General features: G+C 66.4%; 22 protein-coding genes. 20 read left to right on the forward strand and 2 right to left on the reverse strand.

Annotation, left to right across the window (positions count from 1 at the left end; translation table 11 throughout):
- Nucleotides 1-687 precede the first annotated feature (687 nt).
- The 7 genes from rplO (at nucleotide 688) to rplQ (ending at nucleotide 5,937) form a co-directional block, all read left to right on the forward strand.
- The gene (rplO, locus tag EV655_RS08320; RefSeq protein WP_132543753.1) at nucleotides 688-1,164 is read left to right on the forward strand and encodes a 50S ribosomal protein L15; all 477 of its coding nucleotides are present in this window, start codon (nucleotides 688-690) and stop codon (nucleotides 1,162-1,164) included.
- 106 nt (nucleotides 1,165-1,270) lie between these two features.
- A complete protein-coding gene (secY, locus tag EV655_RS08325; RefSeq protein WP_132543755.1) occupies nucleotides 1,271-2,629 on the forward strand; it encodes a preprotein translocase subunit SecY in 1,359 nt (452 codons plus the stop codon).
- Nucleotides 2,626-3,273, forward strand: a complete 648-nt coding sequence (locus tag EV655_RS08330; protein ID WP_132543757.1) for an adenylate kinase — start codon at nucleotides 2,626-2,628, stop codon at nucleotides 3,271-3,273. Before secY ends, EV655_RS08330 begins: the two co-directional genes overlap by 4 nt.
- A gap of 188 nt (nucleotides 3,274-3,461) precedes the next feature.
- Entirely contained in the window at nucleotides 3,462-3,830 is a 369-nt protein-coding gene (gene rpsM, locus EV655_RS08335; RefSeq protein ID WP_132543759.1) for a 30S ribosomal protein S13, read from the forward strand.
- Between the two features lie 15 nt (nucleotides 3,831-3,845).
- Entirely contained in the window at nucleotides 3,846-4,235 is a 390-nt protein-coding gene (gene rpsK / locus EV655_RS08340) for a 30S ribosomal protein S11 (protein WP_132543761.1), read from the forward strand.
- 110 nt (nucleotides 4,236-4,345) lie between these two features.
- Nucleotides 4,346-5,362, forward strand: coding sequence for a DNA-directed RNA polymerase subunit alpha (locus tag EV655_RS08345; protein ID WP_132543763.1), 1,017 nt, complete (start codon nucleotides 4,346-4,348; stop codon nucleotides 5,360-5,362).
- A 155-nt stretch (nucleotides 5,363-5,517) separates the two neighbouring features.
- Complete coding sequence (gene rplQ, locus EV655_RS08350; RefSeq protein WP_132543765.1) at nucleotides 5,518-5,937, forward strand: 50S ribosomal protein L17; 420 nt, start codon at nucleotides 5,518-5,520, stop codon at nucleotides 5,935-5,937.
- An 80-nt stretch (nucleotides 5,938-6,017) separates the two neighbouring features.
- Here rplQ and EV655_RS18625 read toward each other — a convergent pair whose 3' ends face one another.
- A complete protein-coding gene (locus tag EV655_RS18625; protein ID WP_165905307.1) occupies nucleotides 6,018-6,167 on the reverse strand; it encodes a hypothetical protein in 150 nt (49 codons plus the stop codon).
- A 137-nt stretch (nucleotides 6,168-6,304) separates the two neighbouring features.
- On the opposite strand from EV655_RS18625, the gene EV655_RS08355 reads away from it, so the two are divergent.
- The 13 genes from EV655_RS08355 (at nucleotide 6,305) to EV655_RS08415 (ending at nucleotide 18,775) form a co-directional block, all read left to right on the forward strand.
- Nucleotides 6,305-6,916, forward strand: coding sequence for an autoinducer binding domain-containing protein (locus EV655_RS08355; RefSeq protein WP_132543767.1), 612 nt, complete (start codon nucleotides 6,305-6,307; stop codon nucleotides 6,914-6,916).
- 57 nt (nucleotides 6,917-6,973) lie between these two features.
- On the forward strand, nucleotides 6,974-7,564 hold the full coding sequence (locus tag EV655_RS08360) for an acyl-homoserine-lactone synthase (protein ID WP_132543769.1): 591 nt from the start codon (nucleotides 6,974-6,976) through the stop codon (nucleotides 7,562-7,564).
- Nucleotides 7,565-7,671: 107 nt separating this feature from the next.
- A complete protein-coding gene (locus EV655_RS08365; RefSeq protein ID WP_132543771.1) occupies nucleotides 7,672-9,057 on the forward strand; it encodes a trypsin-like peptidase domain-containing protein in 1,386 nt (461 codons plus the stop codon).
- Nucleotides 9,058-9,080: 23 nt separating this feature from the next.
- Nucleotides 9,081-10,400 carry a replication-associated recombination protein A gene (locus EV655_RS08370; RefSeq protein WP_132543773.1) on the forward strand — a complete coding sequence of 440 codons (1,320 nt, stop codon included), beginning with the start codon at nucleotides 9,081-9,083 and terminating at the stop codon, nucleotides 10,398-10,400.
- 216 nt (nucleotides 10,401-10,616) lie between these two features.
- Nucleotides 10,617-10,997, forward strand: a complete 381-nt coding sequence (gene crcB, locus EV655_RS08375) for a fluoride efflux transporter CrcB (RefSeq protein ID WP_132543775.1) — start codon at nucleotides 10,617-10,619, stop codon at nucleotides 10,995-10,997.
- Nucleotides 10,994-12,031, forward strand: a complete 1,038-nt coding sequence (locus tag EV655_RS08380) for an RluA family pseudouridine synthase (protein ID WP_132543777.1) — start codon at nucleotides 10,994-10,996, stop codon at nucleotides 12,029-12,031. Before crcB ends, EV655_RS08380 begins: the two co-directional genes overlap by 4 nt.
- Nucleotides 12,028-12,693 carry an HAD-IA family hydrolase gene (locus EV655_RS08385; protein WP_132543779.1) on the forward strand — a complete coding sequence of 222 codons (666 nt, stop codon included), beginning with the start codon at nucleotides 12,028-12,030 and terminating at the stop codon, nucleotides 12,691-12,693. The genes EV655_RS08380 and EV655_RS08385 overlap by 4 nt, the downstream gene beginning before the upstream one ends.
- A gap of 4 nt (nucleotides 12,694-12,697) precedes the next feature.
- Nucleotides 12,698-13,417 (forward strand): ATP12 family chaperone protein, encoded by a 720-nt coding sequence (locus tag EV655_RS08390; RefSeq protein WP_132543781.1) that lies wholly within the window; start codon nucleotides 12,698-12,700, stop codon nucleotides 13,415-13,417.
- Nucleotides 13,418-13,641: 224 nt separating this feature from the next.
- Nucleotides 13,642-14,661, forward strand: coding sequence for an amino acid ABC transporter substrate-binding protein (locus EV655_RS08395; protein ID WP_132543783.1), 1,020 nt, complete (start codon nucleotides 13,642-13,644; stop codon nucleotides 14,659-14,661).
- A 147-nt stretch (nucleotides 14,662-14,808) separates the two neighbouring features.
- Complete coding sequence (locus EV655_RS08400; RefSeq protein ID WP_132543785.1) at nucleotides 14,809-16,065, forward strand: amino acid ABC transporter permease; 1,257 nt, start codon at nucleotides 14,809-14,811, stop codon at nucleotides 16,063-16,065.
- Between the two features lies 1 nt (nucleotide 16,066).
- The gene (locus EV655_RS08405; RefSeq protein ID WP_132543787.1) at nucleotides 16,067-17,368 is read left to right on the forward strand and encodes an amino acid ABC transporter permease; all 1,302 of its coding nucleotides are present in this window, start codon (nucleotides 16,067-16,069) and stop codon (nucleotides 17,366-17,368) included.
- A gap of 14 nt (nucleotides 17,369-17,382) precedes the next feature.
- Nucleotides 17,383-18,174, forward strand: a complete 792-nt coding sequence (locus EV655_RS08410) for an amino acid ABC transporter ATP-binding protein (RefSeq protein WP_132543789.1) — start codon at nucleotides 17,383-17,385, stop codon at nucleotides 18,172-18,174.
- A gap of 229 nt (nucleotides 18,175-18,403) precedes the next feature.
- A complete protein-coding gene (locus tag EV655_RS08415) occupies nucleotides 18,404-18,775 on the forward strand; it encodes a 2Fe-2S iron-sulfur cluster-binding protein (RefSeq protein WP_132543791.1) in 372 nt (123 codons plus the stop codon).
- A 21-nt stretch (nucleotides 18,776-18,796) separates the two neighbouring features.
- On the opposite strand, the gene EV655_RS08420 is transcribed toward EV655_RS08415, so the two are convergent.
- Entirely contained in the window at nucleotides 18,797-19,339 is a 543-nt protein-coding gene (locus EV655_RS08420; RefSeq protein ID WP_341540298.1) for a SixA phosphatase family protein, read from the reverse strand.
- Nucleotide 19,340 lies beyond the last annotated feature (1 nt).

Genomic DNA, 19,340 nt, shown 5'->3' on the forward strand with positions numbered 1-19,340 from the left:
CCAGTCGATCAGCGCCGCCAGCGTGACCAGCTCATGGCGCATGTCGATCATGTCGACGAGGCGCGGCCGGAAGAGATCGTTCTGCTCGGGCGGGCGGGGACGGTGCTTCATGCGGCGGGCCGAAAGTGCAGGGTTACGGCCGGAATCCTATGAAATCCTGCAGGCCATGGCGACAAAAACCTCCGGTTTCAGGATGAAGATCAACCACTTCGCCGTTGTTCAGGCCGGACTATCGAGTTGGCCGGCTGCCAACAGGGCTACTGCTTTTGGAAACTGAAGCGGTGCGTCGACGGCCATAATAAAGTTTGCCTCGGCGCGATCTGCGGGGATGTCGCAGAGTCGGAATATTTCAGCGCTGAAATCTGAAAAAGAACCCGATGAAATAATGACTTGACGGAGATTTCCTCGCCACGTCCTTCCGAGCAGGCGGCCTTTCTCAGAGAGAGCCACGAGCGCATCGCGGCTATTCCGATTTCGGTCGCAGCTCCACGCGCCGACGTCCCACCCAAGCGAAATCATCGCGCCCTCCCGGATGCGTGTTGCGGCCCCTCGCGCAAAGGGTTGCATGGACTCTGCGTCCCGTCTATACGCCCCGGTGGCCCCCTCGGGCCGCACAACCAACACCAAGAAACGCCGTGTCCCTCCCATACCGCTTCGGGGGAGGTGTTCCGGCCAAGGAGAAGCGACATGAAACTCAATGAACTGCGCGACAACCCGGGCGCGGCGAAGAAGGCCAAGCGGATCGGGCGTGGTCCCGGCTCGGGCAAGGGCAAGACCGCCGGGCGCGGGATCAAGGGTCAGAAATCCCGCTCGGGCGTGGCCATCAACGGCTATGAAGGCGGCCAGATGCCGCTCTACCAGCGGCTGCCCAAGCGTGGCTTCAACAAGCCCAACCGCAAGAACTATGCCGTGGTCAACCTCGGGCTGATCCAGAAATTCGTGGAAGAGGGCAAGCTGGACGCCAGCGCGCCCATCACCGAGGACGCGCTGGTGGCCTCGGGCCTGGTGCGGCGCAAGCTCGACGGCATCCGCGTGCTGGGCAAGGGCGGGCTGACGGTCAAGCTGTCGATCGACGTGACCGGCGCCTCGCGCTCGGCGATCGAGGTGGTCGAGAAGGCCGGCGGCACGCTCAAGACCGCCGCTCCGGCGGAGGTGACCGAATAAGTGGTTGTTCGCGGCGCCCGCGCCGCTTAAATCACCCCTAGTTTTCCCATGCGCCGCCGGAGCCGGAAGACGGTCCGGCGGCGCTGTCCTTGAACAGAGGCTCAGCATGGCATCTGCAGCAGAGCAAATGGCCGCGAACATGAGCTGGGGGGCCTTCGGCAAGGCCACCGAGCTGAGGCAGCGGATCCTATTCACCCTCGGCCTTCTGATCGTGTACCGGCTGGGCACCTACATCCCGGTTCCCGGCATCGACGGCGCGGCGCTCAGGGACTTCATGGACCAGGCGGCGGCGGGAATCGGGGGTATCCTCTCGATGTTCACCGGCGGCGCGCTGGGCCGGATGGGCATCTTCGCCCTTGGCATCATGCCCTACATCTCGGCCTCGATCATCGTGCAGCTTCTGGCGGCGATGGTTCCGCAGCTCGAACAGCTCAAGAAAGAGGGCGACCAGGGGCGCAAGAAGATCAACCAGTACACCCGCTACGGCACGGTGTTCCTGGCGACCTTCCAGGCCTATGGCCTTGCCGTCAGCCTTGAGGCGGGCGGGCTTGCGTCCGATCCAGGATGGTATTTCCGCGCGGGCACCGTCGTCACGCTGGTCGGCGGCACCATGTTCCTGATGTGGCTGGGCGAGCAGATCACCGCGCGCGGCGTCGGCAACGGCATCTCGCTGATCATCTTCGTCGGCATCATCGCCGAGGTGCCCGCCGCCCTGGCGCAGTTCCTCAGCCAGGGCCGCTCGGGCGCGGTGTCGCCCGCGGTCATCATCGGCGTGATGCTGATGGTCATCATCACCATCGCCTTCGTGGTGTTCATGGAAAGGGCGCTGCGAAAGATCCACATCCAGTACCCGCGCCGCCAGGTGGGGATGAAGATCTATGACGGCGGGTCCAGCCACCTGCCGATCAAGGTGAACCCGGCGGGCGTGATCCCGGCGATCTTCGCCTCGTCGCTGTTGCTGCTGCCGACCACGATCTCGACCTTCTCGCACGGTCAGGCGGGGCCGGTCATGTCTGTGGTCCTGGCCTATTTCGGGCCGGGCCAGCCGCTCTACCTCGCCTTCTTCTCGGCGATGATCATCTTCTTCACCTACTTCTACACCTTCAACGTGTCGTTCAAGACCGAGGACGTGGCCGACAACCTGAAGAACCAGAACGGCTTCATTCCGGGGATCCGGCCGGGCAAGCGGACCCAGGACTATCTTGACTACGTGGTGACGCGGGTGCTGGTGCTGGGCTCGGGCTATCTTGCGCTCGTGTGCCTGTTGCCCGAGGTGCTGCGCGCGCAACTGGCGATTCCGTTCTACTTCGGCGGCACTTCGGTGCTGATCGTCGTGTCGGTCACCATGGATACGATCCAGCAAGTGCAGTCCCACCTTCTGGCGCACCAGTACGAGGGGCTGATCGAGAAATCACAGCTCGGCCGCAAGCGGAAGGGCAAACCGAGAGGGACGGCGCGTCGATGAACATCATTCTTCTTGGCCCCCCGGGGGCGGGCAAGGGCACCCAGGCCCGCAGGCTGGTCGAGGAACGCGGCATGGTCCAGTTGTCGACCGGCGACATGCTGCGCGATGCCCGCAGTTCCGGCACCGAGATGGGCAAGCGCGTCGCCGCGGTGATGGACCGGGGCGAGCTTGTCACCGACGAGATCGTGATCGGGCTGATCGCCGAAAAGCTGGAGCAGGGCGCCGAGGGCGGCTTCATCTTCGACGGCTTCCCCCGCACGCTGGCGCAGGCCGACGCGCTGGGCGAGTTGCTGGCCAGCAAGGGCCAGAAGCTCGACGCCGTGATCGAGATGCGGGTCGATGACGAGGTTCTGGTGGCCCGCATCACCGCGCGCTCGACCTGCGGCGGCTGCGGCGAGGTCTACAACGACCAGACCAAGCCGATTCCCGCGGATGGCAAATGTACGAAATGCGGTGGCACCGAATTCAAGCGCCGGGCCGATGACAACGAGGAAAGCCTGCGCCAGCGGCTGATGGAATATTACAAGAAGACCTCGCCCCTGATCGGCTATTATTACGCCAAGGGCCAGCTCTCGGCGGTCGATGGTCTGGCCGAGATCGAGGCCGTCGCCGCTGAAATCAATGCGGTGCTTGACAAGGGGTGAATCGCCCCTTGACGGGAGGCGGGATTCGCCCTAGGCACGGCGTCTCGAAGAAGAATCGACCTATTGTCGCAGGCGGGCTTGTCCGCTGCGGCCAGGGACAGAGGCGGCCCGAAGGCAGCGCGCTTTCGGGCCTCAGTTGTGAAAAAAGGTTCCGGAATTACGGAACCGCAACGAAAGGAAAGATACGCGTGGCACGTATTGCTGGCGTCAACATCCCCACCGGAAAACGCGTCCCCATCGCGCTCACCTATATCCACGGCATCGGTCCGGCCTCGGCCGAGGCGATCTGCGCCGCTGTCGGCATCGAAGCCTCGCGCCGCGTCAACGAGCTTTCGGATGCCGAGGTGCTGGCCATCCGCGAACATATCGACGCCAACCTGACCGTCGAAGGCGACCTGCGCCGCGAAGTGCAGATGAACGTCAAGCGGCTGATGGATCTGGGCTGCTACCGGGGGCTTCGCCACCGCCGCAACCTGCCGGTTCGCGGCCAGCGCACCCACACCAATGCCCGCACCCGCAAGGGCCCGGCAAAAGCCATTGCCGGCAAGAAGAAATAAGGGAGGGCATCAGGTATGGCACGCGAAAAGACCCGCATCCGCCGCAAGGAACGCAAGAACATCGCCGCCGGTGTGGCGCATGTGAACTCGTCCTTCAACAACACCAAGATCCTGATTTCCGACGTGCAGGGCAACGCGATTGCCTGGTCGTCGGCGGGCACGATGGGTTTCAAGGGCTCGCGCAAGTCGACCCCCTATGCCGCCCAGATGGCCGCCGAGGATGCCGGCCGCAAGGCGCAGGAACATGGCGTCAGAACCATCGAGGTCGAGGTGCAGGGCCCCGGCTCGGGCCGCGAATCGGCGCTGCGCGCGCTGGCCGCCGTTGGCTTCAACATCACCTCGATCCGCGATGTGACCCCGATCGCGCATAACGGCTGCCGGCCGCCGAAACGCCGCCGCGTCTGATCGCGTGACTTTCCACCCGGGCCGCGACCGCCGGCCCGGGTTTGTCGTTATTTCCCTCGGGCGTCCCTCGCCTCGGACATGGGCGAAGGGCAGGAATTGAGGAGACAGACATGATCCACAAGAATTGGCAGGAACTCATCAAGCCGACCCAGCTCGAGGTCAAGCCGGGCAACGATCCCGCGCGCCAGGCGACGGTGATCGCCGAGCCGCTGGAACGCGGTTTCGGCCTGACGCTGGGCAACGCGCTGCGCCGGGTGCTGATGAGCTCGCTGCAGGGCGCGGCGATCACCTCGGTGCAGATCGACAACGTGCTGCACGAGTTCTCGTCGGTGGCGGGCGTGCGCGAGGACGTGACCGACATCGTGCTGAACCTGAAGGGTGTCGCGCTGCGGATGGAGGTCGAGGGGCCCAAGCGGCTGTCGATCTCGGCCAAGGGGCCGGGCATCGTGACTGCCGGCGACATCTCGGAAACCGCCGGCATCGAGGTCCTGAACCGCGACCACGTGATCTGCCACCTCGACGAGGGGGCCGACCTGTTCATGGAATTGATCGTGAACACCGGCAAGGGCTATGTCGCGGCCGACAAGAATCGTCCCGAGGATGCCCCCATCGGGTTGATCCCGATCGACGCGATCTACTCGCCGGTGAAAAAAGTGGCATATGACGTGCAGCCGACCCGCGAGGGGCAGGTGCTCGACTATGACAAATTGACGCTCAAGATCGAGACCGACGGCTCGCTGACCCCCGATGATGCGGTCGCCTACGCCGCCCGCATCCTTCAGGACCAGCTGTCGATCTTCGTCAATTTCGAAGAGCCCGAATCGGCCGGCCGCGAGTCCGAGGACGAGGGGCTGGAGTTCAACCCGCTCCTGCTCAAGAAGGTCGACGAACTGGAACTTTCGGTGCGGTCTGCCAACTGCCTCAAGAACGACAACATCGTCTATATCGGCGACCTGATCCAGAAGACCGAGGCCGAGATGCTTCGGACCCCAAACTTCGGCCGCAAGTCGCTCAACGAGATCAAGGAAGTGCTCTCGGGCATGGGGCTGCATCTCGGCATGGATGTCGAGGAATGGCCGCCCGAGAACATCGAGGATCTGGCCAAGAAGTTCGAGGACCAGTTCTGAGAGCGGCGGGTTTCACCCACCCTGCGCCGCAAGGGTAGGGTGGGTGTCGACCCACCGTCACGACACGGGCACACCGCCCCAAGGAGAGCGGCCCGCACGCATGGGCTGCCGGACAAAGCAAAACCGCCCGTAGAGGGCACGAACGGAGAAGACCAATGCGTCACGCCAGCGGATACCGCCGCCTGAACCGCACCCATGAACACCGCAAGGCGATGTTTGCCAATATGGCCGGTTCGCTCATCGAACATGAACAGATCAAGACCACGCTGCCCAAGGCCAAGGAGCTCAAGCGAATCGCCGACAAACTGGTGACGCTGGGCAAGCGCGGCGACCTGCACGCCCGCCGCCAGGCCGCTGCGCAACTCAAGCAGGATGCCCATGTCGCCAAGCTCTTCGACGTGCTGGGACCGCGCTACGCCGAACGCCAGGGCGGTTACGTCCGGGTGCTGAAGGCCGGTTTCCGCTATGGCGACATGGCGCCGATGGCGATCGTCGAACTGGTCGACCGCGACCCCGCAGCCAAGGGGGCCGCCGACCGAGCCCGGCTCGAGGCCGAGGCCGACGCCGAGGAATGAGTCCCCCGGTGCTTCGAAACATGAAAGGCCCCGCCATTCGGTGGGGCCTTGTTCGTTTTCCCGGCCGGTCTGTCCGCCGGTCACGCCAGAAGCTCGGCGCCTGCCATGCCGCGCTGGTTTTCCAGCACCCGGTCGACGTCGCGCAGCATGCGCTCAAGCTGGTCGTCGGCGACCGGCGTTGCCCCGACAAATTCGAGAAGGTCCGTGCGGATGCCCGCGGGCAGCCGCATCAGACGATTGAAAAGACTTGGATGGATTGTGCGCACCGAATACTCCGCTAGAATACAAAATTCCCAGGGCCTTCCTCGCGGTCTCCCTGAGATCAATTTAAGGTTGACTGGGTTTCATGCAACTTGTCTAAAAAGTCATGTTCGAAAAGTCAGTGTTTGATCGGGAATTAAGGGCGCTCGATGCCTTGGCCCCCAAAGGGTACAACATCGGTTTGCATATCAGGTTCACCTCGCCCCTGATGACCTTTCAGACCTATGACCCGGCGTGGCTTGCCTACTATACCGAGCATGGCTATGTCCTGCGCGACCCTATGGTCGCATGGGGCTTTTCAACCACTGGCGCGACACGGTGGAGCAACCAGAATATTCCGGACCCTTTCGGCATCCTCGAAGATGCCAGGCGGTTCGGGTTGAGGTTCGGCGTGACGATCTCCTGGGGGCCGATTACCTCCAGGACCATTGCGAGTGTGGCACGAGCAGATCGGGAATTCACGGATGCCGAGATCGACAGGATCGAGGCCATCGTGCGTCGTTTGCACGACATGACCGAGCCACCGCAAGAGCTGACCAAGGCTCAGATCGAGGCGCTCAAATGCATTGCGGACGGCGATCGCCATGCGGCCGCTGCAAGCAAGCTGGGGATATCGGAAAGTGCGCTCAAGGCCCGCCTCGCATCTGCGCGCGAGCGGCTCATGGCGCGCACGACTGCCGAAGCGATACAGCGCGCAAAGGACTACCGGCTGCTCTGACGGCTTTCGCCTTCCGCAAGGTTAACGACCACACCACCAACCCTGCAGGAGGCTCTTATGCAGACCACCACTCTTTCCTTCGAAAATCTTCACAACCATGGCGAGCTTTTCGCGAACATGCTTCGTGCGCGCCGCGAACTCTTCATCGAGCGCAACAAATGGGACCTGCCCGAGGCGATGGGCATGGAGTACGACCAGTACGATACCCCCGCCAGCCGCTGGGTCGTAGTGCATGACGAGCTGGGCCAGGTGCTGGCCGGCAACCGGCTGACGCCCACCACGGCGCGCTGTGGCATCTACACCTACATGATCCGCGATGCGCAAAAGGGGCTGCTGGACACGATCCCCGCGCATCTTCTCCATGACGAGGCGCCGGTTTCCGAAACCGTCTGGGAAAGCTCGCGGCTGTTCGTGTCGCAACGGGTGCCGCTGGCGCAGCGCCGCCCGATCTACTTCAATCTCGTGCAGGAACTGGCCAAGGCCGCGCGAAACCTCGGCGCAACCCAGTGCCTGACGCTGCTGAACGCGAACTGGACCCTGTGGTACAAGCGCGTGGGCATCGACATGACGGCCATGGGCCCGGTGATGGAGATCGACGGCATCAACAACCAGGTCGTCTCGATGAACTTCGCGTCCAACCTGCACTGATGCTGCCCGGACCCCCCGCCTGGGTGGGCGGGGGGCGTGCCCCGGGCGTTGAACTTCGAACGCCACGCGCGCATATGCTTGGGCGACGCGAACCGCCCGAGCAGCCGATGACCCGACTCGTTCCGATCCTCTGCCTTGTCCTCGCCGCGCTGCCCCTCTCGGCCGAAGAGCGCCGGGTGCCTGGGTCGGCGGCCGAGATCAGCCTAAGTTTCGCCCCCGTCGTGCGCGAGACCGCGCCCGCCGTGGTCAACATCTATGCCCGCCGTGTGGTGGCCGACCGCGTCAGCCCGTTCGCGGGCGATCCGTTCTTCTCGCAGCTCTTCCGCGATTTCGGCCGGGTGCAGCCCCGGGTGCAGAACTCGCTGGGCTCGGGTGTGATCGTGTCCGGGGACGGGCTGGTGGTGTCGAACTACCATGTCGTGGGCCAGGCGACCGAAATTCGCGTGGTGCTGGCCGACCGGCGCGAATTCGACGCCGAGGTGCTGCTGGGCGACGAGGAATCCGACCTTGCGATCCTGCGCCTGACGGGCGCGCGCGACCTGCCCGCGCTGGAGCTGCGCGATTCCGATACGGTCGAGGTGGGCGACTTGGTGCTGGCCATCGGCAACCCGTTCGGCGTGGGCCAGACGGTCAGCCAGGGTATCGTCTCGGGGCTGGCGCGTTCGGGCCTGTCGATCGGCGGCGGGCGCGGCTATTTCATTCAGACCGACGCCGCGATCAACCCGGGCAATTCGGGCGGCGCGCTGGTCGACATGGCGGGTCGGCTCGTGGGCATCAACACCGCGATCCTGTCACGCTCGGGCGGCTCGAACGGCATCGGCTTCGCCATCCCGGCGAACCTGGTGTCCAACTTCGTCGAACAGGCGCGCTCCGGGGCCGACCGTTTCCAGCGCCCCTGGGCCGGCGTCTCGGGCCAGCCGGTCGATGCCGCGCTGGCCGGGGCGCTGGGCATGGACCTGCCGCGCGGTGTGGTGCTGACGGAACTGCACCCGGCCAGCCCCTTTGCCGCGGCCGGGCTGAGACCGGGCGATGTGGTGCTCGACCTCGGCGGCGCGGCGGTCAACACGCCCCAGGAAATGCTGTTCCGCCTGTCGTCCGAGGGGGTCGGCGGCAAGATCGCGGTCGCCTACCTGCGCGACGGCAAGACGCGCGAGGCCCGCGTGGCGCTGATCGCGCCACCCGACAGCCCGCCGCGCGATCCGGTGACCGTCAGCGGCCGCAGCGTGCTGGCGGGCCTGTCGGTCGTCAACCTTAACCCCGCCGTGGCGCAAGAGGCGGGCCTGCCCTCGGGCGCCGCGGGCGTTCTGGTCACTGATCCGGGCGAGGTCGGCGCGCGGGCGGGGCTGCGGCCCGGCGACATCCTGGTACAGATCAACGACCGGGCGATCCGCGACACCGCCGACGTGGCCCGCGCCGCGCGCGAGGGCGGGCGGAACTGGTATGTCGAATACCTGCGCGGCGGGCAGCGCGGTGTCTTGCGCTTTCGTGTCTGACGCGGCTGGGCTAGGCTCGGCCGATGGCTGACCTCTTCGACCGGAACGAGCCCGAGACCCCCCACCGGCCGGGCCCGCGCCCGCTGGCAGACCGGCTGCGGCCGAAACGGCTGGCGGACGTGATCGGGCAGGAACACATCCTCGGCCCCGACGGGCCTCTGGGCGTGATGCTGGCCTCGGGCACGCTGTCCTCGCTGATCCTGTGGGGGCCGCCGGGCGTGGGCAAGACCACCATTGCGCGGCTGCTGGCGGACGAGACGGATCTGAGCTTCGTGCAGATCAGCGCGATCTTCACCGGGGTCGCGGACCTGAAGAAGGTGTTCGAGGCGGCGAAGATGCGGCACGCGAACGGGCAGGGGACGCTGCTGTTCGTCGATGAGATCCACCGTTTCAACAAGGCCCAGCAGGACGGCTTCCTTCCGCATATGGAGGATGGCACGATCCTGCTGGTCGGCGCGACCACGGAAAACCCGTCCTTCGAGTTGAACGCAGCCCTTCTGAGCCGGGCGCAGGTGCTGGTGCTGGACCGGCTCGACCTTGCCCACCTGGAACTGCTGGCGCAACGCGCCGAGCACGAGCTTGGCCACGCCCTGCCGCTGACCGGCCCCGCGCGCGAGCAGTTGCTGGAAATGTCCGATGGCGACGGACGCGCGCTGCTGAACCTGATCGAGCAGGTCGCGGCCTGGAAGGTCGAGGGCGCGCTGTCGCCCGAGGCCCTGGCCCAGCGGCTGCAACGCCGCGCGGCGCAATACGACAAGTCGGGCGACGCGCATTACAACCTGATCTCGGCGCTGCACAAATCCGTGCGCGGGTCCGATCCCGACGCCGCGCTTTACTGGCTGGCGCGGATGCTGGAGGGCGGCGAGGATCCCCGCTTTCTGGCCCGCCGCATCACCCGGATGGCGATCGAGGATATCGGGCTGGCCGACCCGCAGGCGCAGACGCTCTGCCTGGACGCGTGGCAGGTCTATGAACGGCTGGGCAGTCCCGAGGGCGAACTGGCGCTGGCGCAGGCGGTGATCTACCTCGCCCTCGCGCCGAAATCGAACGCGGGCTACGCCGCCTACAAGAACGCGCGGGCGGCGGCGAAACGCACCGGGTCCGAGCCCCCGCCGAAACACATCCTGAACGCGCCGACCCGGCTGATGAAGGAGCAGGGCTATGGCGCGGGCTATGAATACGACCACGATGCCGAGGCCGGGTTCTCGGGCCAGGACTACTTCCCCGAGGGCATGAAGCGCGGCGTCTACTACTCCCCCGTCGAACGCGGGTTCGAGCGGGAGCTGAAGCGCCGGCTGGACTATTTCACCAGGCTGCGCGGCCAGCGCCAGGGCGGGGGTTAGCGCGGGGCGGGCGGCGCAGGCCAGGGACCGGTTTCGCCTTGGCTGCGCCAAGGCGACCGTCTGGGGGGCGCTGCCCCCCAGACCCCCCGGAGTATTTCCGCCAAGAAGAAGGTTGCAGGCCCGCAGTGCACCGCCGGCCGCAACCGGGCCAGGCGGCGTGCGCCCCCGGTACGCGGAGCGGTTGACAAGCGCGGGCCGCGGCGCGAAGGGAGACCCATGACAGGCGGAACGATCCTTCAGGTGGCATTGGGCGGCGCGATCGGCGCCGTGGGGCGATACCTCACGGGGGTCGCAACGATCCGCCTGATGGGGCCGGGCTTTCCCTGGGGCACGCTGACGGTGAACGTCGTCGGATCGTTCCTGATGGGGGTCGTGGTGGTGGTCCTGGCCAAGAAGTTCGGCAACGCCTATGCGCCCTTCCTGATGACCGGCATGCTTGGCGGGTTCACCACCTTTTCGGCGTTCTCGCTGGATGCGCTGACGATCTATGAACGCGGGCAGGTCCACCTGGCCGCGACCTATGTGCTGGCCTCGGTCGTCCTGTCGCTGGCGGCGATCGCGGCGGGGCTTGCGGTGGCGCGGGGGTTGATGCCATGACCGGGGTCCGGACGCTGACCGTGGCGCCGGGCGAGGGCGACCAGCGGCTTGACCGCTGGTTCCGCCGCCAGTTCCCGCATGTCACCCAGATCCGCATCGAGAAGATGTGCCGCAAGGGCGAGATCCGGGTGGATGGCGGCCGCGTCAAGCCCGCGACCCGCCTGGAAGCGGGCCAGCAGGTGCGCATCCCGCCGCTGCCCGCGCCGGGCGAGGCGCCGCCGCGCGCCGTGGTCAGCGAGGCGGATGCCGCGATGATCCGCGGCTGCGTGCTCTATCGCGACGATCATCTCATCGCGCTGAACAAGCCGCCGGGGCTGGCCACGCAGGGGGGGAGCGGGCAAAGCCGCCATGTCGACGGACTGGCCGAAGCGCTGCGCTTCGGGTTCGACGAGAAACCGCGCCTGGTCCACCGGCTCGATCGCGATACCTCGGGCGTGCTGCTGCTGGCGCGCACCCTGGCCATGGCCAAGGCGCTGACCGCCGCCTTCCGGGCGCGCGAGACGCGCAAGATCTACTGGGCCGCGGTCGCCGGCACCCCCAGCCCCGCGATGGGCACGATCCGCTATGGCCTGGTCAAGGCGCCCGGCCACGGGTCGGGGGGGGAGGGCGAGAAGATGCGCTGCATCCTGCCCGACAAGGTGGACGCCACCCCCGACGCCAAGCGCGCGGTGACCGATTACGCGGTGCTGTCCTCGCTGGGCAAACGGGTGTCGTGGTGCGCGCTGGTGCCTGTCACCGGCCGCACCCACCAGCTGCGCGCCCACATGGCCGAGATCGGCCACCCGATCGTCGGCGACGGCAAGTATGGCGGCAGCGGGCAGGTGAACGAGGGCGAGGGCTGGGGTGCGCAACTGGGCGGCGAGATCAGCCGCAAGCTGCACCTGCATGCCCGCATGGTGCGTCTGACCCACCCCGCCACGGGCAAGGCGCTGACCCTTACCGCACCGCTGCCCGAGCACATGCGCCGCACCTGGGACATGCTGGGCTGGTCCGAGGCCGACGTGCCCGCCGACCCGTTCGGCGATCTCGAATGACGGCGCTCAGGCTGGTGATCTTCGACGTGGACGGCACGCTGGTCGACAGCCAGTCGCACATCGCCGCCTCGATGGCCGCCGCCTTTCAGGCCGAGGGGCTGGCCGTGCCGCCGCTGCCCGCGATCCTGGGCGTGGTCGGCCTGTCGCTGCCGGTGGCGATCGCGCGGCTTGCCCCCGACCTGCCCGGGGACCGCCTGGCCCGGATGGTCGAGGGCTACCGCCAGCAGTATTTCGCGCTGCGGGTGGGCACCGAGGCCTCGCCGCTTTACCCCGGCGCGCGCGCGGCGGTCGAGACGCTGGCGGCAGCGGACGACACGCTGCTGGGCATCGCCACGGGCAAGTCGCGCCGCGGGCTTGATGCCATTCTGGAGACGCACGCCCTCGGGTCGCACTTCGTCACGCGCCAGTCCGCCGACGACCATCCGTCCAAGCCGCATCCGGCGATGGTGCTGGCCGCGCTTTCCGAAACCGGGGTGGCGCCGGAAAATGCGGTGATGATCGGCGATACCGAGTTCGACATCGAGATGGGGCGCGCGGCCGGCGTGCGCACGCTGGGCGTCACCTGGGGCTATCACGCGCCCGACCGGCTGGCGGCGGCCGATGCGGTCATCGACAGCTTTGCCTCGTTGCCCGCCGCGGTGGACCGGCTCCGGGGAGGCTGAAGCGATGGCGGACTGGGCGCCGAAACGGTTCTGGACAGCGGCGGAGGTTGCCGAGGCCGAGGGCGGCTTTACCGTGCTGCTGGACGGACGCCCGGTGCGCACCCCCGCCAAGGCTCCGTTGATCCTGCCGACCCGCGCCATGGCCGAAGCCGCCGCCGCCGAATGGGACGCGCAGGAGCGCGAGATCCGGCCCCAGACCATGCCCGTCACCCGCGCCGCCAATGCGGCCATCGACAAGGTGCGCGCCCAGCATGCCGAGGTCGCGGCCCTGATCGCGGCCTATGGCGAAAGCGACCTGATCTGCCACCGCGCCGAGGCGCCCGCCGGACTTGCCGCCCGCCAGGTGGCGGCGTGGGATCCGCTGCTCGACTGGGCGCGCGCCGCGCTGGGCGCGCCGCTGATCCCCACGGTGGGCATCCTGCCCCGTGCCCAGCCGCCCGAAAGCCTGGCCGCCCTGCACGCGCGCGTGTCCGGGCTGGACGACTTCGCGCTGACCGCGCTGTCCGATCTGGTGGCCCTGTCGGGCTCGCTGGTGATCGGGCTGGCCGCGATGGACGACGCCGTCGCCCCGATCGAGCGGCTGTGGGAGATGTCGCGCATCGACGAGACCTGGCAGCAGGAACACTGGGGCGTTGATGCCGAGGCGGCCGAGGCCGCGTCGATCCGGCGGCGCGACTTCGTGCAGGCGCGCCGCTTCCGCGATCTGGCACGGAAATCCGCGTGATGCCTCGTCCCCGGGCCGGGCTGCCCATTTCCTGTGCACGGCAGGACTGCGGCGATATGCGGGTTTTCGTCGGGACACGTCCGGCACAGCGCCCTTGACCTATAGGCGCGAATTTGCCCAAACTTGCGGCGCATAGGGGGGGACATTCTCTTGCGTAGGACCCTGCCCAGTCGGGGTCAGAAAAAGAACCCGCCACAGGGGCGGAGAGTCAGGAAGAGGTAAATATGAAGAATCCCGTATTTCTTGGCGCGCTGACCGTCGCCAGCCTTGTGGCCGGTGCGGCCGCCGCGGCGACGCTGGACGACGTCAAGTCCCGCGGCAAGCTGAACTGCGGCACCAATACCGGGCTCGTCGGATTTGCTGCCCCGGACGCGAACGGCGATTGGCAGGGCTTCGACGTCGCCCTCTGCCGCGCGGTGGCCGCGGCCGTTCTCGGCGATCAGAGCGCCGTCGAATTCGTGCCGACCACCGGCAAGACGCGCTTTACCGCGCTCGCTTCGGGCGAGATCGACATACTGGCGCGCAACACCACCTGGACCTTCTCGCGCGACGTGGATCTCAAGTTCACCTTCGTCGGCGTCAACTACTATGACGGCCAGGGCTTCATCGTGCCGAAATCGCTCGGCGTCAGTTCGGCCAAGGAACTCGACGGTGCTACGGTCTGCATCCAGACCGGCACCACAACCGAACTGAACCTCGCGGACTTCTTCCGCGTCAACAACATCAGCTACGAACCGGTTCCGATCGAGACCAGCGCCGAGGCGCAGCAGCAATACCTGGCCGGGGCCTGCGACGCCTACACGACCGACGCCTCGGGCCTTGCCGCGACCCGCGCCACCTTCGAGGATCCCACGGCCCACGTCATTCTGCCCGAGATCATCTCCAAGGAACCGCTGGGTCCGCTGGTGCGACATGGTGACGACGATTGGGCCGATGTCGTGCGCTGGACGCTGAACGCCCTGATCGCGGCCGAGGAATATGGCGTGACCTCGGCCAATATCGACGAACTGGTGGCCAACCCCACCTCGAACCCCGAGATCAACCGCCTGCTCGGCACCGAGGGCGATCTGGGCGCGATGCTGGGCCTGCCTGCCGACTGGGCCGTCAAGGCGATCAAGGCCGGTGGCAACTACGGCGAACTGTTCGAGAAATACATCGGCCAGAGCACCCCGATCGGGTTGGCGCGCGGGCTGAACGCGCAATGGACCGAAGGCGGACTGCTCTACGCACCGCCCTTCCGGTAAGAAAGACACAGAAGGGCGCGGGACATTCCGCGCCCTTCGTCTATCTGACACAGGAACAACAACAGGCCCGGGGCGGGGCGTGCCGACGAGCGGCGCGCACCAGCAAGAACGTCATTGCCCGGGAGGGAGCCACAGGGAGCGCCCGCCATGACGACACTGACGGATCCGCCGAAGGACTCGTTCCGCCTCGGCATGCTGATCTATGACACCCGGTACCGGGCGCTGACCATCCAGGTTGTCGCCCTGTTCGCCTTCATGCTGCTGGCCGCCTGGCTGATCAACAACACCGTCCAGAACCTCGCTTCGCTCGGCAAGCCCATCGATTTCGGATTTCTCTCGACCGCGGCGCAATACGACATCAACCAGACCCTGATCGCCTATGACAATCAGGACAGCCATCTCAGGGCGTCGGCCGTGGGGTTGCTCAACACGCTTCTGGTGGCGGTCATGGGCTGCGCGCTGGCGACCGTCGTGGGGGTGCTGGTGGGCATCCTGCGGTTGTCCCGCAACTGGCTCGTCGCGCGCATCATGACCGTCTATGTCGAGCTGTTCCGCAACGTGCCGGTCCTGCTGTGGATCGTCTTCGCCATGGCGATCCTGATCGAAAGCCTGCCCGCGCCCCGCGATTTCCGCGGCGAGGACGCGCCCGCCGCAATGCTGTTCGGCGACAGCGTCGCGCTGACCAACCGCGGCTTCTATGTCCCCGAACCGCTGTTTGCGCGCACGCTGGGCGATCTGCCGGTCTTTGGTGCGTTCGACATCAGCCTTGATTTCCTGGCGATCCTTGCCGTGCTGGGGGCGGGCCTCTTCGCCTCGGGGTTGATCCGCACACGCGCCGACCGCATCCAGAACGCCACCGGCATCCGGCCCACCACCTGGTACCTGCGCCTCGGCGTCGTCCTGCTGCCGCTGATCGCCCTGCTGGTCGCGCTGGGCTTTCACCTCGGCTATCCGGAACTGCGGGGGTTCAACTTCCAGGGCGGCATCCACATGCGCAACTCGCTGATCGCGCTGTGGCTTGCGCTGTCGTTCTACACCGCCGCCTTCATAGCCGAGGCGGTGCGCGGCGGCATCCTGGCGATCTCGAAGGGCCAGACCGAGGCCGCCGCCGCGCTGGGCCTGCGCCCGGGCCGGATCATGTCGCTTGTGATCCTGCCGCAGGCGATGCGGGTCATCATCCCGCCGCTGATCTCGCAATACCTGAACCTGACCAAGAACTCGTCGCTGGCCATCGCGGTCGGCTACATGGACATCACCGGCACGCTGGGCGGGATCACCATGAACCAGACCGGGCGTGAACTGGAATGTGTCCTGCTGCTGATGCTGATCTACCTGGTGATCTCGCTGCTCATCTCTGCGGTGATGAACTGGTACAACACCCGCGTCAAACTGGTGGAGCGCTGAGATGGCCGATCTGACCTTCGTGCGCCACGAGATGGTGCCGGAACAGGCGCCGCCCGCCACCTCTGTCGGGCCGCGCGGCTGGCTGCGCGAGAACCTGTTCTCCAGCCCTCTGAACGCAATCCTGACGCTGCTGTCGCTCGGCCTGATCTGGTGGGTCCTGTCCCATGCCCTGCCGTGGATCGTCCTATCCAGCTGGACGGCGAGTTCGCTGGGAGAATGTCGCGAACAGATCGCGGCCGCCCATGGCGAGGGCACGACCGGCGCCTGCTGGGCGGTGATCCGCGAACGCTATCTGCAACTGCTCTTCGGATTTTACCCGTCCGACCTCTACTGGCGGCCGCTGCTGGCCTTTGGCCTGGCGCTGCTGGCGCTGGCGCCGGTCCTGTTCACCGCGCTGCCGCGCCGCCTGCTGTGGCTGTCGGCGGCCGCGCCCTTCGTGGTGCCGTGGCTTTTGTGGGGCGGGTCGGTCTGGGTGCCGGTCTGCGTGGCGCTGGGCTTTGGCCTGGGCCTTGCCGCCCTGCGCGTTGTCTCCGCGGCCGCTGGCGGTCTTGCGGGGGTGATCGCGGCGGGCGTCGTCCCGGTGCTGTGGTGGCTGTTTCTTGCCTGGGTTGCGGCGGGGCTTCTTCAGGCGATCCTGCCGTTCGGCATCACGCCGGTCGAAAGCCGCGCCTTCGGCGGTTTCATGCTGTCGATCACCATCGGGCTGGTGGCGATCACGCTGTCGCTGCCCATCGGCATCGTTCTGGCGCTGGGCCGGCAGTCGAACCTGCTGATCATCAAGGCGATCTGCGTGGGCTTCATCGAGTTCATCCGCGGCGTGCCGCTGATCACGCTGCTGTTCGTGGCCTCCCTGCTGCTGAACTACTTCATGCCGCCGGGCACCAATTTCGACATCATTCTGCGCGTCATCATCATGGTGACGCTGTTCGCCTCGGCCTACATGGCCGAGGTGATCCGGGGCGGCCTCGCCGCCCTGCCAAGGGGCCAGTACGAGGCCGCCGATGCGCTGGGCCTCGACTACTGGAAGGCGCAGCGGCTGATCGTCATGCCCCAGGCGCTGAAGATTTCGATCCCCGGCATCGTGTCCACCTTCATCGGGGTGTTCAAGGACACCACGCTGGTCTCGATCATCGGCCTTCTGGATCCGCTGGGCTTCTCGAACTCGATCCGCGCCAATGCCGAATGGAACGGCGTCGTGTGGGAGCTGTACGGCTTCATCGCGGCCCTTTTCTTCGTCTTCTGTTTCTCCATGTCCCGCTACTCGATGTACCTGGAGCGCAAGCTCCGGACCGAGAACCGCTGAGGAGCCTGCACCCCATGTCCGACCTTGCCGCGAACCGCGAAATCGACCGCTCGAGGATGGCCGTCTCGGAAAACGTCGCGATCCAGATCACCAACATGAACAAGTGGTACGGGGCGTTCCACGTCCTGCGCGACATCAACCTGACCATCTACGAGGGCGAGCGGATCGTGGTCTGTGGCCCCTCGGGGTCGGGCAAGTCGACGTTGATCCGCTGCATCAACCGGCTGGAGGAACACCAGGCGGGCAGCATCGTGGTCGACGGCATCGAGCTGACCAACGACCTCAAGAACATCGACAAGGTCCGCTCCGAGGTCGGGATGGTGTTCCAGCACTTCAACCTCTTCCCACACCTCACAATCCTGGAAAACTGCACGCTGGCCCCGATCTGGGTGCGCAAGGTGCCGAAGAAGGAGGCGGAGGAAACCGCCATGCACTTCCTCGAAAAGGTGAAGATCCCCGAACAGGCCAACAAGTATCCCGGCCAGTTGTCGGGCGGCCAGCAACAGCGCGTCGCGATCGCCCGCTCGCTCTGCATGAAGCCCAAGATCATGCTGTTCGACGAACCCACTTCGGCGCTTGATCCCGAGATGATCAAGGAGGTTCTGGACACCATGATCGAGCTTGCCCAGGAGGGCATGACGATGATCTGCGTCACCCACGAGATGGGCTTTGCACGCCAGGTGGCGAACCGCGTGATCTTCATGGATCAGGGCCAGATCGTCGAACAGAACGAACCCGAAGCCTTCTTCCTGAACCCGCAATCCGACCGGACCAAGCTGTTCCTCAGCCAGATCCTCGGCCACTGACAGGCCCTGCGGTTTCGTGACCTGCCCCGGCGCCCGCGCCCGCGGGCGGTCGTGCCCTGTCGGTTATCCGACAAAAAGTCCGATGAAAGTCCGATAGCCGGTTTCCCGGGCTCTGGCCCCGGTGCTGGCATGGTCCTTGCTAGTTGACGGTTGGAAACGTGCGACCGGTTCGAACCCGACAACCCGCCATCCGCCCGGCCGGGCGGAGGCCTGACAAGGAACATGCGACATGGCCATCGTCACTTTCTCTTCGCCGCTGATGCACAAGGACAAGGCGGTCTACGCCATCGCCGGCGACACGCGGACGGCGCTTGCGCTGGCCGAGGAACACAAGATCCCGATCCCGTTCGAGTGCCGGGACGGCAATTGCGCTTCGTGCCTGATCGAGGTCACCTACGACAACCCCGAGCGGAAGAAGGCCATCATGCTGACCGAAAAGGAAAAGCTGACGCTCAAGGAACTGGGCAAGCTGACCCAGCAGGACATTGAGGATGCCGAGGTGCGCGACATGCCGCCACGCTATCGCCTGGCCTGCCAGTTCATCGCGCGCGACGAGGACGTGACCATCACCTTCACCGGCACGCCGGGCGGGTCCGACTGACCGGCATGGCTGTCGGCCGGGTCAGCCGGTGATGTCCTTGGGTGTCACGAATTCCACGACCCGGCCGGAGCCGAAGCCGACCTCGCTCCAGTCCCCCGCGTCGAAGTCTGCCACCAGCGTCGCGCAGGTCGGAAATGTCGTGAATCGCGCCGAGTCGGGCCGCGCCTTCAACAGACGCGCCGCGAATTCCCCGATACCCGGATTGTGCCCCAGCATCAGGACGGGCGAGGCCGCGCAATGGTTCAGAACCTCCAGCATCCGTTGGGCTGGTGCATGGTAGAGCGTGGGATCGCGCCGCATCACGGTACATTCGCCCAGCGTGGGCGCCATCCGCTCCCAGGTCTCGACTGTCCGGCGCGCGGTCGAGGACACGACTTCGGCGGGAATATGGCCGCGTTCGGCAAGCCATGCGGCGATCCGGGGCGCGGCGTCCCGGCCGCGGGCGTTCAGCGGACGATCGGAGTCGTCCTGCGCGGGATCGTCCCAGCTCGATTTCGCGTGGCGGACCAGGATCAGGCGCAAGGTCATCGGCGGGCCGTCCGGCTGCTCGTCGGTTGGGGGCATC

This window comes from Rhodovulum euryhalinum, assembly GCF_004342445.1.
In the GTDB taxonomy this organism is placed as follows: domain Bacteria; phylum Pseudomonadota; class Alphaproteobacteria; order Rhodobacterales; family Rhodobacteraceae; genus Rhodovulum; species Rhodovulum euryhalinum.